This window comes from Streptomyces sp. NBC_01429, assembly GCF_036231945.1.
Lineage (GTDB): Bacteria > Actinomycetota > Actinomycetes > Streptomycetales > Streptomycetaceae > Streptomyces.
Window position 1 is genome coordinate 2,442,630 of sequence record NZ_CP109599.1, and the last position, 13,355, is coordinate 2,455,984.

Below are 13,355 nucleotides of genomic sequence, written 5' to 3' on the forward strand. Positions count from 1 at the left end.
AGATCTGTCCACAGGAGAGATCCGTCCACGGGAGGGAGAGGACACCGGGGGCCGGTCGTCAGGGCCGCCGGGCGGCGGTCAGGCGGCCCCCACCAGGGGCCGGTCGGCCAGCTCCGTGTCCGTCGGCAGCTGGCTCCGGATCCGGCCGAGCGCCTCCTCGAAGCCGCCCCCGGCGATTCCCGACGCGTAGGCCGCCCCCCGGCAGTGCAGGGTCAGGCTCAGCTCCGCCCGTCCGACCGGCCCCTCGGCGTCCCGCTCGCCCAGGGCGAGCAGACAGCTGAGGGTGGCCTGTTCGACCGTGCCGCCCGCGCTCACCGGGAGAGGGATGTCCCACTCCATGACGCAGGACTCCAGCACCTCGCCCGCCCCCACCGCCTCCAGTGCGGCGAAATCCGCCCCTTCGTACTCCACTCCCCTGATCTCCGTGCGCACCTGCTGACCACCCGCGGTGAGGGTGATCGCTTCCGCCCCCTGGCGGTCCCGGTACCAACCCGCCCATGAATCCGTCGACTCCGCTGTCATGGCAGCGGACTGTAGCGGTAGCGGAGATTCCACCGCAGCACGGGGCAAGGATTCATGACGGTTCGTCATCTCTTACCGGGACGGAACGGGACGCCCGGACCCGGCGGGCCCCCGGCGCGGCTCGCACGCGGGTCAGCGCTCGCGCGGTTCGCGCCACATGGGCCACATGTGCGGGCCGTCGGGGAGGTCCACCGTGTGCTCGGTGAAGGCGAAGCCGAGCCGCTCGTAGAGGCGGCTGCTGCGCTCGCTGCTGGCCTCCAGATACGCGGGGACTCCCTCGCGGTCGCAGCGTTCGAGGACCGGATCGATCAGCGCGCGGCCCAGGCCGCGGCCCTGGTGTTCCGGGGAGACCGCGATCATCAGCAGGTATTCGTGCGCCCGGTCCTCGGGGTGCACCAGCCCGGTGAGGCGGCCGACCAGCTCGGTCCGTTCGTTGTCCGGGTCGGCGATCTCCCGCATCCGGGCGGGGGTTTCGTCCTCTTCCTCGGGCGCCCCGGCGGGGACCTGGAGCCAGAGCGCCATGGCCGTCTCGTCGTCGGTGAGGTCCACCCGGCCCTCGGCGAGGGCGAGATCGGCGAACACCCCGAGGTACAGGCCGTTCACCTTGCGGCGGTGCTCGTCGTCGGGAAAGACCCAGTTGCACACCGGGTCGTCGTAGAAGGCCGCTTCGAGCAGCCGCACCAGCGTCGCCCGGTCCGCCTCGCCCGCCTGTCTGATCCCTGCACCCATCTGTCCGGTCCTCCCCTGGATCGTCAACTTGTCGCGACCATCCTAGAGTTGGGACGATGCGTCACCGCGGGCGAGCCCCGGGCGGCTCTCCTGGAGGCCGCCGCCCCGGGGCCCGTCCGCTCAGCGGGTGCGGCGGGTGACGAATTCCGCCAGGGCCAGCAGATCGCCCGCCGCCGTGAGATCGGGGATGGCGCGGGACAGCTGATGAACCGCCCGGGACATCCGGTCGGCGGCCTGGAGCTGTGCCCACTCCCGCCCGCCGGCCCGCTCGACGGCCGCCGCCGCGCGGGCCACAGCGCCGGGCTCGTCCAGCGGGCCCCGGTACAGCTCGGCCAGCTCCTCGGCCGCCGGGGTGCCGGAGGCCAGGGCAGCGACCACGGGCAGGGACTTCTTGTGCGCGACCAGATCGGCTCCCGCCGGTTTGCCCGTACGGTCGGGGTCCCCCCAGATCCCCATCAGGTCGTCGATGAGCTGGAAGGCGAGCCCGGCCTCACGCCCGAAGGCGTTCACCGCCTCGACCCGCTCCGGCTCCGCGCCCGCGTAGAGCGCGCCGAGTGCGCACGAGGTCCCCAGCAGCGCGCCCGTCTTGGCGGTCGCCATGGCGACACACTCGTCGAGCGAGACCTCGTGCGGGTCCCGCCGCTCGAAGGCGCAGTCCGCCTGCTGGCCCGCGCACAGCTCGATGACACAGGCCGCGAGCGCGGCCGAGGCCGGGCCCGAGGCGGGGTGCGGATCCTCGGCGAGCAGCCGCAGGGCGAGCGCCATCATGGCGTCGCCGGCGACGATGGCGTCGGAGGTGCCGAAGACCGTCCAGGCGGTGGCGCGATGGCGCCGGGTCGGGTCCTCGTCGATCACGTCGTCGTGGAGCAGGGTGAAGTTGTGGGCCAGCTCCACGGCGACGGCGGCCGGTACGGCGGCCGCGGGGTCTCCGCCGAGCGCGCGTGCGGCGGCGAGCACGAGCGCGGGCCTGATCGCCTTGCCCGCCCGTCCGGCGGCCGGGGACGGGGTGCCGTCGGCGTGCTCCCAGCCGAAGTGGTAGCTCGCGACACGTCGTATCGCGCCGGGCAACGAGCCCACCGCGGCGTGCAGTTCGGGATCGACAGCGGTGCGGGTGCGCTCCAGGAGGGCCACGGCCTCATGGCTCTCGGTGGCGGCATCCGTGCTGGTCATGGTCACGGGGTCACTTCCTCGTACGGCGGGAACGTGGGGACGGACCCCGGGCGGGCCGGCGCCGCGACCGGCACCGGGGGCGACGCCGGCACCGGGGGCGACGGCCGGCCCGCCCGGGGCGGTCACCTCAGCTCCAGCGGCCCACTTCGACGTTCTCCAGCACTCCGAGGGCGTCCGGCACCAGGATCGCCGCCGAGTAGTACGCCGTGACCAGGTACGAGATGATCGCCTGCTCGTCGATGCCCATGAAGCGGACCGACAGGCTCGGCTCGATCTCGTCCGGGATGCCGCTCTGCTGGAGCCCGATGACCCCCTGCTCGGCCTCGCCCGTACGCATACAGATGATCGAGGTCGTCCGCGCGTCCGAGACCGGGATCTTGTTGGACGGGAAGATCGGCACCCCGCGCCAGGCCGGCACGTGATGGCCCGCGACCTCCACGCTGTCCGGGTAGAGCCCGCGCTTGCTGCACTCGCGGCCGAACGCGGCGATGGCGCGCGGGTGCGCCAGGAAGAGCTTCGAGCCGCGGCGGCGCGAGAGCAGCTCGTCCATGTCGTCCGGGGTGGGCGCGCCGTCGTGCGGCTGGAGGCGCTGCCCGTAGTCGCAGTTGTTGAGCAGCCCGAACTCGCGGTTGTTGATCAGCTCGTGCTCCTGGCGCTCGCGCAGCGCCTCGACCGTGAGCCGCAACTGCTGCTCGGTCTGGTTCATCGGCTGGTTGTAGAGGTCGGCGACCCTGCTGTGGACCTTCAGCACGGTCTGCGCGACGCTCAGTTCGTACTCGCGCGGCGCCCCCTCGTAGTCCACGAACGTGTGCGGCACGACCGCTTCGCCGACATGTCCCGCGGACAGGTCGATGGCGGCCTCGCCGTACTTGTTGGTCCGCTGCTCCGGAATGGCGGCGTACGTCTCCAGGTGGCCGCGCAGCGAGTCCTCGCGCTCGGCGAGGTTCAGCACGTCCCGCCGGCTCAGCACCAGCACGGTGCACGCCGTGACCGCGCGCGCCGTGTACGTCCAGGTGGCCTCCCCGTCCACCAGGGCCTGGTCGCCGAAGTACGCGCCGTCGGCGAGCACCGCGATCTCCGCCTCGTCCCCGTAGGGGCCCGTGCCCAGCTTCTGCACCCGGCCGTGGGCCAGCAGGAAGACCTCGTCCGCCGCGTCCCCCGAAGCGGCCAGGACCTGGCCCGCCTCGAACTCGCGCTGCTCGCAGCGGCGCGCCAGCTCGGCGAGGACCTCCTCGTCGCCGTACTCGCGCAGCGCGGGCAGCTCGCCCAGCTCGGCGGGGATGACCGCGACCCGGTCGGCGGTCTGCACGAACGTCACGCGGCCGTCGCCGACCGCGTAGCTGAGCCGGCGGTTGACCCGGTACGTACCGCCCTGCACCTGGGTCCACGGCAGCATCCGCAGCAGCCACCGTGAGGTGATCTCCTGCATCTGCGGCGCGGACTTGGTGGTGGTCGCCAGGTTCCGCGCGGCGTCCGTCCCCAGACTCTGCTGGGGCGGTGTCTGAGCCGTACGGACCTCATCAGCAACCGACATGAAGGCTTCCCCCTCGTAGTTCTGATCATCTTTCGACCTGCGAGAAGAATGGTTCCATCACCTGGCGTACGCACGCCACTACACAAACGAGTGGGACTGGAACGCCCGAAACTGGGAACAACACGCGGAAGTTCATCATCACGGCCCAACGTGACGGCACGGCGCGAACGCCCGGAGCACGAGCACCCGGACCAACGGCCCCGCACGGACCGGCTCATGACCGGAAGGAGGCGGCCATGGCCCCACCCATGTCCGCGACCGATTTCCTCAACGCCCTGAAGGACGAGGGGCTGACCGTCGTGCAGGTCGGTGACTGGCGCACGCACAACCGCGATGCGAAGGGGGCCTGGGGCCCGGTCCACGGCGTCATGATCCACCACACCGTCACCGAGGGCACGGCCGCCACCGTACGGCTGTGCAGGGACGGTTACGCGGCTCTGCCGGGGCCGCTGTGCCACGGCGTCATCGCCAAGGACGGCACCGTGCACCTGGTCGGCTACGGCCGGGCCAACCACGCCGGGCTCGGTGACGGCGACGTGCTGCGGGCGGTGATCGCGGAGAAGCGTCTGCCCCCGGTCGACGGGGCGGACACGGACGGCAACAGCGCGTTCTACGGCTTCGAGTGCGAGAACCTGGGCGACGGCAAGGACCCGTGGCCCGACGCCCAGCTGGCCGCGATCGAGAAGGCCGCCGCCGCCGTCTGCCGCCGGCACGGCTGGGGCTCGGGGTCGGTGATCGGGCATCTGGAGTGGCAGCCGGGCAAGGTCGATCCCCGGGGCTTCACGATGGACGCCATGCGCGAGCGCGTCCGCGACCGGCTGAAATGAGCCGGGCCGGGTGAACCGCCGGGCCACCGGGTCGCTCGCCACCCGGTTGCCCGGCCACCTGGTCGCTCGCCACCTGGTTGTCCGAACGGGGGCGGCCGGACCGACAATGGCCCCATGACCTCGTCCGGAGCGCTCGACCTCGCCACCCTGCGGCCACGGCTCCCGTCGCCGTTGCGGGCGGCCGAGGACGAGCGCTTCGCCCGGCACGGCGTACGGCTGCTGCTCAAGCGCGATGATCTGATCCACCAGGAGGTGCCCGGCAACAAGTGGCGCAAGCTGGCGCCCAATCTCCGCGCGGCGGCGGACGCGGGCCGGCGCACCCTGCTGACGTTCGGCGGCGCGTACTCCAACCATCTGCGCGCGACGGCCGCCGCCGGACGGCTGCTGGGCTTCACCACCGTCGGCGTCGTACGCGGCGACGAGCTGGCCGGCCGCCCGCTCAACCCCTCGCTCGCCCGGTGCGCGGCGGACGGGATGCGGCTGGTCTTCGTGGACCGTACGGCCTACCGGCGCGCGGCGGAGCCCGCCCTGGTGGCCGCGCTGCTCGCCGACGCGGGGCTGGACCCGGATTCCGTTTACGTCCTCCCCGAGGGCGGCAGCAACGCGCTCGCCGTACGCGGCTGTGTGGACCTCGGCCGGGAGCTGCGCGGCGCCGCCGAGACGGTGGCCGTCGCCTGCGGGACCGGCGGAACCCTTGCGGGGCTTGCCGCCGGGCTAGACGCCGGGCAGCGGGCCATCGGCTTCCCGGTGCTGCGCGGCGGCTTCCTGGACGCCGCGACCCGCGATCTCCAACGTGCCGCCCGCGTCACTCCCGTCGCCGGGTGGAGGCTGGAGGACCGGTTCCACTTCGGCGGCTTCGCGCGCACCTCCGCCGAACTGGAAGCCTTCGCGACGGACTTCGAGGAGCGGCACGGGCTCGCGGTGGAACGTCTCTATGTCGCCAAAATGCTGTACGGCCTGACGGCGCTGGCGGCGGAGGGCGCCTTCCCGCCCGGTACGGCCGTCGCCGCCGTGATCACCGGCGTCCCGGAGCCCGCCGCGTAACCTCGCCGGGCACGCGGGGCACACGGGGCACCCTGGCCCCGCGCGGCACACTCCCCGGGCTCAGTCGGACTCGCTCTCCCGGTACGCCGCCGCCTCCTCCAGGTCCAGTCTGCGCAGCAGCGTCCGCAGCATCTCGTCGTCGATCCGCCGCCGGTCCCGCAGCTCCACGAAGACCCTGCGCTCGGCCTCGATCATCTCCCGCGACAGCCGCCGGTAGGTCTCGTCGGCGGACTCGCCCGTGGCCTCGTTGACGGCGCCCAGCCGCTCCCAGACCGAGTTGCGGCGGCGCTCCAGCACCGTGCGCAACCGGTCGGCCAGCGGCTGCGGCAGCGCGTTGCGCTCATCGGCGAGCAGTTCGTCGAGCCGCAGCTCGGCCGCCGTGGACGCCTCGCTCTGCGCCTGCGCCTCGGCCAGGGTCTCGGCCTGCCGGTCGCGGCCCTCGACCTTCAGCAGCCGGATCAGCGGGGGCAGGGTGAGCCCCTGGACGACCAGGGTGCCGATCACCGTCGCGAAGGTCAGGAACAGGACAAGATTGCGGCCCGGGAACGGCTTTCCGTCACTCAGCGTCAACGGGATGGAGAACGCGATGGCCATGGACACGACCCCGCGCATCCCGGCCCAGCCGACGATCAGCGGGGCGGTCCAGTTGGTGTCCGGCTCGCGCTCCCGGATCCGGGTGGACAGCGCGCGGGGCAGGAAGGTCGCCGGGTAGACCCAGACGAACCGGACCACCACCACCGCCACGAAGATCCCCACCGCGTACAGCAGCGCCTGCGCGACGCCGTACTCCCCGAGCCCCCGCAGGACGACGGGCAGTTGCAGCCCGATGAGCGCGAAGACCGCCGACTCCAGGACGAAGGCGACCATCTTCCACACCGCCGCCTCCTGGAGCCGGGTGGCGAAGTCGACCTGCCAGGAGCGGTGGCCGAGGTACAGGGCGACCACCACGACGGCCAGCACCCCGGACGCGCCGACCTGTTCGGCCGCCGCGTAGGCGACGAACGGGATGAGCAGCGACAGCGTGTTCTGGAGCAGCGCCTCGGTCAGATGCGTACGCAGCCAGTGCAGCGGCACCATCAGCACCAGCCCGACCCCGACCCCGCCGACCGAGGCCAGCGCGAATTCCCCGATCCCCGCGCCCCAGCTCGCCCCGGCGCCGGCGGCGGACGCCAGCGCCACCTTGAACGCGGTGATCGCGGTCGCGTCGTTGAGCAGCGACTCCCCCTGGAGGATGGTGGTGATCCGGCTCGGCAGCCCCAGCTTGCGGGCGATGGCCGTGGCCGCCACCGCGTCCGGCGGCGCGACGACCGCGCCGAGGACCAGCGCGGTGGTCATGGGCAGATCGGGCACCATCACATGGACCAGCCAGCCGACGGCGAGGGTGGCGAAGAGGACGTAACCGACCGAGAGCAGCGCCACCGGTCTCAGATTCGCCCGCAGATCGAGATACGAGCTGTCGACCGCCGCCGTGTAGAGCAGCGGCGGCAGGAGCAGCGGCAGCACGATGTGCGGGTCGAGGGTGTACTCGGGCACGCCGGGGATGTAGGCGGCGATCAGCCCGGCGGCCACCAGCAGCAGCGGCGCCGCCACCGGTGTCCTGCGGGCCACCCCGGCGATCGCGGCACTTCCCGCCACCAGCGCGATCAGCGGCAACACGTCCATCCCTGCTCCATCCCACCCGGCCTCGCACGCCCGCCCGGCCTCACCCGCGCGCGCGTCGTAACCTGGCAATCATGAGCGAGTGTGTCCATGCCGCGGATCTGCCGCGCCCCGAGCCCGCCCCCCGGAGCGACACCTGCCTCGCCTGCCTGGCCGCCGGCAGCCACCCGGTCCAGCTGCGGCTGTGCCTGGTCTGCGGGGAGGTCGGGTGCTGCGACTCCTCCCCGTTCCGGCACGCCACCGAGCACTTCGAGCGGACGGGACACCCGGTGATGCGGAGTTTCGAGCCGGGAGAGGGCTGGCGGTGGTGCTTCGTGGACGGTTCGATCGTCTGACGACTGGGTACGTCAACCCTCCGCCGGTTCTTCATAATTGACCGCCGCAGACCCCTAGCGACTTTCCGTGGTCATATGCTTACCATGAGTGACGGCCGCCGGACGGGGGTCCCGGCGACACGGCACCATGGATCGCGATAGCGTCGCCACTCCAGACCGGCTACGTAACGACACGTACCGCGAGGCTCCTGGACACTCCCCGTCCCGGAGCCCTGAAGAGCTTGTGCCACCTTGGAGGTGAGGGTGTCCCAGATCGCAGGCGAGCCCGGGACCCAGGACTTCGTGGAAGTCCGGCTGCCCGCTGCGGGTGCCTACCTGTCTGTGCTGCGTACGGCCACGGCCGGTCTCGCGGCGCGTTTGGACTTCACCCTCGACGAGATCGAGGACCTCCGCATCGCGGTGGACGAGGCCTGCGCGATCCTGCTTCAGCAGGCCGTACCGGGTTCCGTCCTCAGCTGCGTGTTCCGTCTCGTCGAGGACTCACTCGAAGTGATCGTCTCGGCCCCCACCACGGACGGGCGCGCGCCGGAGCGCGACACCTTCGCCTGGACGGTGCTCTCCGCACTGGCCGGCAAGGTCGACTCGACGGTCGCCGAGGACCGTACGGTCACCATCAGCCTGTACAAACAGCGCGGCGCGGGACCCGGGCCGGCGTGACGAACGGGGACGGTCCGATGCGTGACGAGGGGCGCATCCCGCAGGAACCGCGGGGAGGGCACGAAGCTCCGGCGGAGCCGGTGCGCTCCCCCGCGGGCATCCCTGAGCAGCAGGCCCGTCCCCACCCGGAGGACGGGCGCCCGGAGGACGGAAGTGACGGCCAGACGGCCGCGGCGGAGCAGGCGCAGGCAGAGCGGGCGGCCTTTATGAGCGAGCAGCACCACGATCCACATGACCGCAGCGGGGCGCGGGCGATGTTCATCGCGCTCGGCAAACTGCCCGACGGCTCGCCCGAGAAGGCGGATCTGCGCAATCAGCTGGTGCGGATGCACCTCCCGCTGGTCGAGCATCTCGCCCGGCGCTTCCGCAACCGCGGGGAGCCGCTGGACGATCTGACCCAGGTCGCGACCATCGGTCTGATCAAGTCGGTGGACCGGTTCGACCCGGAGCGCGGCGTCGAGTTCTCGACGTACGCGACACCGACGGTCGTCGGGGAGATCAAGCGGCACTTCCGGGACAAGGGCTGGGCGGTACGGGTGCCGCGCCGCCTCCAGGAGCTGCGGCTCTCCCTGACGACGGCGACGGCCGAGCTGTCGCAGCAGCACGGCCGCTCCCCCACGGTCCACGAGTTGGCGGAACGGTTGGGCATCTCGGAGGAAGAGGTGCTGGAGGGCCTGGAGTCGGCCAACGCGTACTCCACGCTGTCGCTGGACGTCCCGGACACGGACGACGAGTCCCCGGCGGTGGCGGACACGCTGGGCTCGGAGGACGAGGCGCTGGAGGGCGTCGAGTACCGCGAGTCCCTCAAGCCGCTGCTGGAGGATCTGCCGCCACGCGAGAAGCGGATCCTGCTGCTCCGGTTCTTCGGCAACATGACCCAGTCGCAGATCGCGCAGGAGGTCGGCATCTCCCAGATGCACGTCTCCCGGCTGCTGGCGCGCACGCTGGCGCAGTTGCGCGAGCGGCTGCTGGTGGAGGAGTAGGCGGTACGGGAGCGGGTACGGCGGCCGTGCGGGGCCGCCGCGCGCCGGACCCCCTACGACACCTCTACGCGCCGCTCGCCGGGCCCCTGATGCCCAGGGCCTCGGTGGTCGCCGGGTTGAGGATCAGGACCAGCCCCGTCACGGCGACGGCCGCGAGCGCGATCCCCGCCGGAATCAGCCCGCCTGGCGAGGTCAGCAGGGTGTAGGCCACCGGCAGCGCCATGATCTGGGTGATCATCGCGGGCCCCCGGCTCCAGCCCCGGCGCAGCAGCAGCCCCCGGGCCGCGGCCAGCGGGATCGCGCCGAGCGCGATGAGGGTGACGCCGCCCATCTCGGCCTGTTCCGGGCTGTCGGGCCGCCCGAGCAGCCCCATCACCAGCAGGTACACCCCGCCGGCGACCAGCGCCAGCCCTTCGAGCCCGCAGACGGCCGCTGCGGCGGTCAGCCGTCCGGGTCGCGGATCACTCTCGGCCGGGGGCGCTGTGGGTTCGGTCGTGGGGCCGGTCGCGGGGTTGGTCCCCTTATCGCTGCTGCTCACCCTTGCAGGGTAACCACCGCGTCCGGCCGCCCTCCCCGGCAGGCGCCCGCCGTCCCGGGGACGACCGCAGGGCGCCAGGCCGGTAATCTGCTCGGCATGCGCGCACTTCTCGTGGTCAACCCGGCAGCCACCACCACCAGTGCCCGCACCCGCGACGTACTCATTCACGCGCTGGCCAGCGAGATGAAGCTGGAGGCGGTGACCACGGAGTACCGGGGCCACGCCCGCGATCTGGGCAGGCGCGCCGCCGACTCCGACGACATCGAGCTGGTCGTGGCGCTCGGCGGGGACGGCACGGTCAACGAGGTCGTCAACGGCCTGCTGCACAACGGACCCGATCCGGACCGGCTGCCGCGGCTCGCGGTCGTCCCCGGCGGTTCGACCAATGTCTTCGCCCGCGCGCTCGGGCTGCCCAATGACGCGGTCGAGGCGACCGGCGCGATTCTGGACGCGCTCGCGCTGCGGAGCGAACGTACGGTCGGTCTGGGACTGGCGGCCGGGACGCCGGGCACGGACGACGAATCGGTGCCGTCCCGCTGGTTCACCTTCTGCGCGGGATTCGGATTCGACGCGGGAGTGATCGGCCGGGTCGAACAGCAGCGGGAACGCGGGAAACGTTCGACGCACGCCCTCTATATGCGCCAGGTGGTGCGGCAGTTCCTGGAGGAACCCCACCGCCGGCACGGTGTGATCACGCTGGAGCGCCCCGGTGAGGATCCGGTGGAAGATCTTGTCGTCTCCATAATCTGCAATACCGCTCCCTGGACCTACCTGGGCAATCGTCCGGTCTACGCGTCCCCGGCGGCGTCCTTCGACTCGGCGCTCGATGTGCTCGGGCTGACCAGAATGTCGACGCCCACGGTGGCCAGATATGCCACCCAATTGCTGACTTCCACCCCCGACCGGGGCCCCCAGGGGCGGCATGCGGTCTCTCTGCATGACCTGACCGACTTCACCTTGCATTCCAAGGCGCCCCTGCCCTTTCAGATGGACGGCGACCATCTTGGAGTGCGTACGAGCGTGACGTTCACAGGCGTACGCCGTGCACTGCGTGTGATTGTGTGAGTGGAAGCGGCCAAAGTCCTTTCACTCGAACGTTTAGGCTGGCATCCACCCCATGGAAGTACGGCTGTGACCTAGTCGACACCGAGGAATCCAAAAAAACTTTCCAGAAGGGGTTGTATCCGCCGCCGAGGTTTGCGAATCTCTACATGGCGATCGGGACGGCCCGCAACACCGGCCTCTCTGAGAGCAAGAACCCCTCCTCGAACACAAGGACCGCACCGGTTTCACTGGCGGTCGGCCCTTCCCTTGTCGAGGGATTCGTGAAAGCGTTCACATTCACAAGCAACATGTACGTCATACACAAGAGAGGTAGCAGCCATGGACTGGCGTCACAACGCCGTTTGCCGCGAGGAAGACCCCGAGCTGTTCTTCCCCATCGGCAACACCGGTCCTGCGCTGCTGCAGATCGAGGAAGCCAAGGCCGTCTGCCGTCGCTGCCCCGTCATGGAGCAGTGCCTGCAGTGGGCGCTCGAGTCCGGTCAGGACTCGGGTGTTTGGGGTGGCCTCAGTGAGGACGAGCGCCGCGCTATGAAGCGCCGTGCCGCTCGCAACCGGGCGCGTAACGCAACCGCCTGAAGCCCCCTGCCACGAGCCCTGGACGGCGGAGCGTACAGCGTGTACGCATAGTCCCGCCCCCGAAACGCAGCGCGCAGTACCCCCCGATGCGCATCGCAGTGTGAGCTTCGAACCGAGCCCCGGACCGTCACCACGGTCCGGGGCTCGCTGCTGTACTCGTACGGATGAAGCGCACCCTGTCCGCGAACAGGGTTACGGATACGACTATTTGTGCGGCTTCACCGGGATGTCGAGCATGACCCGTGTGCCGCGCCCCGGCGCCGGCACCATGTCGAACGTGCCGCCCAGTTCGCCCTCGACCAGGGTCCGCACGATCTGGAGCCCCAGGTTTCCGCCGCGCTGCGGGTCGAAGCCCTCGGGCAGCCCGCGCCCGTCGTCCTGGACGGTGATCATCAGCCGGGAGTCCGCGCGGGCCCGGTCGACCCGGCCGCCCTGCGCGTCGCCGCCGCGCACCGCCGACACATCGACCGTGCCCCGCTCGCCCGGGGCGAAAGCATGCTCCAGCGCGTTCTGCAGGATCTCGGTGAGCACCATCGAGAGCGGAGTGGCCACTTCCGCGTCGAGAATGCCGAACCGGCCCGTACGGCGGCAGACGACCTGTCCCGGCGCGATCTCCGAGACCATCGCGAGCACCCGGTCGGCGATCTCGTCGAATTCCACGCGTTCATCCAAATTCTGAGACAACGTCTCATGAACGATGGCGATCGAACCGACGCGCCGTACGGCCTCGTTGAGCGCCTCCCTGCCGCGCTCCGAATCCATCCGCCTGGCCTGGAGGCGCAGCAGCGCCGCGACGGTCTGGAGGTTGTTCTTCACCCGGTGGTGGATCTCCCGGATGGTGGCGTCCTTCGTTATCAACTCGCGCTCGCGGCGCCGGAGTTCCGTCACGTCCCGGAGCAGCACCAGTGAACCGATCCGGATCCCCTTGGGCTTGAGCGGGATGGTGCGCAGCTGGATGACGCCGTCACCGCCCTCGACCTCGGCCTCGCGGGGCGCGTAGCCGCTGGCGAGTTTGACCAGGGCCTCGTCCACCGGGCCCCGGGCGGGCGCGAGTTCGTCGGTGGTCCTGCCGAGGTGGTGTCCCACCAGGTCGGACGCGAGTCCCAGCCGGTGATACGCGGACAGGGCGTTGGGGCTCGCGTACTGGACGATGCCGTCGGCGTCCAGCCGGATCAGCCCGTCGCCCGCGCGTGGGGAGGCGTCCATGTCGACCTGCTGGCCGGGGAAGGGGAAGGAGCCGGCCGCGATCATCTGGGCCAGGTCGGAGGCGGACTGGAGGTAGGTCAGCTCCAGCCGGCTGGGGGTGCGCACGGTGAGGAGGTTGGTGTTGCGCGCGATGACGCCGAGGACCCGGCCGTCGCGCCGTACGGGGATGGACTCGACCCGTACGGGCACCTCCTCGCGCCACTCGGGGTCGCCCTCGCGCACGATCCGGCCCTCGTCGAGCGCCGCGTCGAGCAGCGGCCGCCGGCCGCGCGGCACGAGGTGGCCGACCATGTCGTCCTGGTAGGAGGTGGGGCCGGTGTTGGGGCGCATCTGGGCGACGGACACATAGCGGGTGCCGTCGCGGGTGGGGACCCAGAGCACGAGGTCGGCGAAGGAGAGGTCGGAGAGCAGTTGCCACTCCGACACCAGCAGATGCAGCCACTCCAGGTCGGATTCACCGAGGGCTGTGTGCTGGCGTACGAGGTCGTTCATGGAGGGCACACCCGCGAG

At 71.3% G+C, this 13,355-nt stretch carries 14 protein-coding genes; 7 read left to right on the plus strand and 7 right to left on the minus strand.

Annotation, left to right across the window (positions count from 1 at the left end; translation table 11 throughout):
- Positions 1-78: 78 nt before the first annotated feature.
- The 4 genes from OG627_RS10155 to OG627_RS10170 form a co-directional block, all read right to left on the minus strand.
- Positions 79-522 (minus strand): DUF6304 family protein, encoded by a 444-nt coding sequence (locus tag OG627_RS10155; RefSeq protein WP_329063597.1) that lies wholly within the window; start codon positions 520-522, stop codon positions 79-81.
- A gap of 132 nt (positions 523-654) precedes the next feature.
- On the minus strand, positions 655-1,251 hold the full coding sequence (locus tag OG627_RS10160) for a GNAT family N-acetyltransferase (protein WP_329063599.1): 597 nt from the start codon (positions 1,249-1,251) through the stop codon (positions 655-657).
- A 120-nt stretch (positions 1,252-1,371) separates the two neighbouring features.
- Positions 1,372-2,421, minus strand: coding sequence for a family 2 encapsulin nanocompartment cargo protein polyprenyl transferase (locus OG627_RS10165; protein ID WP_329063601.1), 1,050 nt, complete (start codon positions 2,419-2,421; stop codon positions 1,372-1,374).
- Positions 2,422-2,548: 127 nt separating this feature from the next.
- Positions 2,549-3,955 (minus strand): family 2B encapsulin nanocompartment shell protein, encoded by a 1,407-nt coding sequence (locus OG627_RS10170; RefSeq protein WP_329063603.1) that lies wholly within the window; start codon positions 3,953-3,955, stop codon positions 2,549-2,551.
- Between the two features lie 236 nt (positions 3,956-4,191).
- Between OG627_RS10170 and OG627_RS10175 the strand changes: the two genes are divergently transcribed.
- On the plus strand, positions 4,192-4,782 hold the full coding sequence (locus OG627_RS10175; RefSeq protein WP_329063606.1) for an N-acetylmuramoyl-L-alanine amidase: 591 nt from the start codon (positions 4,192-4,194) through the stop codon (positions 4,780-4,782).
- Between the two features lie 114 nt (positions 4,783-4,896).
- Positions 4,897-5,826, plus strand: a complete 930-nt coding sequence (locus tag OG627_RS10180; protein ID WP_329063608.1) for a 1-aminocyclopropane-1-carboxylate deaminase/D-cysteine desulfhydrase — start codon at positions 4,897-4,899, stop codon at positions 5,824-5,826.
- Between the two features lie 60 nt (positions 5,827-5,886).
- Here the strand turns inward: OG627_RS10180 and OG627_RS10185 are convergent, their stop codons facing one another.
- Positions 5,887-7,488 carry a Na+/H+ antiporter gene (locus tag OG627_RS10185; protein WP_329063610.1) on the minus strand — a complete coding sequence of 534 codons (1,602 nt, stop codon included), beginning with the start codon at positions 7,486-7,488 and terminating at the stop codon, positions 5,887-5,889.
- A 71-nt stretch (positions 7,489-7,559) separates the two neighbouring features.
- On the opposite strand from OG627_RS10185, the gene OG627_RS10190 reads away from it, so the two are divergent.
- From OG627_RS10190 to OG627_RS10200, 3 genes are all read left to right on the plus strand, one after another.
- Entirely contained in the window at positions 7,560-7,820 is a 261-nt protein-coding gene (locus tag OG627_RS10190; protein ID WP_329063612.1) for a UBP-type zinc finger domain-containing protein, read from the plus strand.
- 243 nt (positions 7,821-8,063) lie between these two features.
- Positions 8,064-8,477, plus strand: coding sequence for an anti-sigma regulatory factor (locus OG627_RS10195; RefSeq protein ID WP_114622250.1), 414 nt, complete (start codon positions 8,064-8,066; stop codon positions 8,475-8,477).
- Between the two features lie 17 nt (positions 8,478-8,494).
- The gene (locus tag OG627_RS10200; RefSeq protein ID WP_329063615.1) at positions 8,495-9,460 is read left to right on the plus strand and encodes an RNA polymerase sigma factor SigF; all 966 of its coding nucleotides are present in this window, start codon (positions 8,495-8,497) and stop codon (positions 9,458-9,460) included.
- 64 nt (positions 9,461-9,524) lie between these two features.
- Here OG627_RS10200 and OG627_RS10205 read toward each other — a convergent pair whose 3' ends face one another.
- Entirely contained in the window at positions 9,525-9,998 is a 474-nt protein-coding gene (locus OG627_RS10205; RefSeq protein WP_443073443.1) for a hypothetical protein, read from the minus strand.
- 96 nt (positions 9,999-10,094) lie between these two features.
- Here OG627_RS10205 and OG627_RS10210 point away from each other — a divergent pair, with 96 nt between their 5' ends.
- Both OG627_RS10210 and OG627_RS10215 read left to right on the plus strand, forming a co-directional pair.
- Positions 10,095-11,063, plus strand: coding sequence for a diacylglycerol/lipid kinase family protein (locus OG627_RS10210; protein ID WP_329063617.1), 969 nt, complete (start codon positions 10,095-10,097; stop codon positions 11,061-11,063).
- 318 nt (positions 11,064-11,381) lie between these two features.
- Positions 11,382-11,639, plus strand: coding sequence for a WhiB family transcriptional regulator (locus tag OG627_RS10215; RefSeq protein WP_004937597.1), 258 nt, complete (start codon positions 11,382-11,384; stop codon positions 11,637-11,639).
- A 204-nt stretch (positions 11,640-11,843) separates the two neighbouring features.
- On the opposite strand, the gene OG627_RS10220 is transcribed toward OG627_RS10215, so the two are convergent.
- Positions 11,844-13,337, minus strand: coding sequence for a PAS domain-containing sensor histidine kinase (locus OG627_RS10220; protein WP_329072542.1), 1,494 nt, complete (start codon positions 13,335-13,337; stop codon positions 11,844-11,846).
- Positions 13,338-13,355 lie beyond the last annotated feature (18 nt).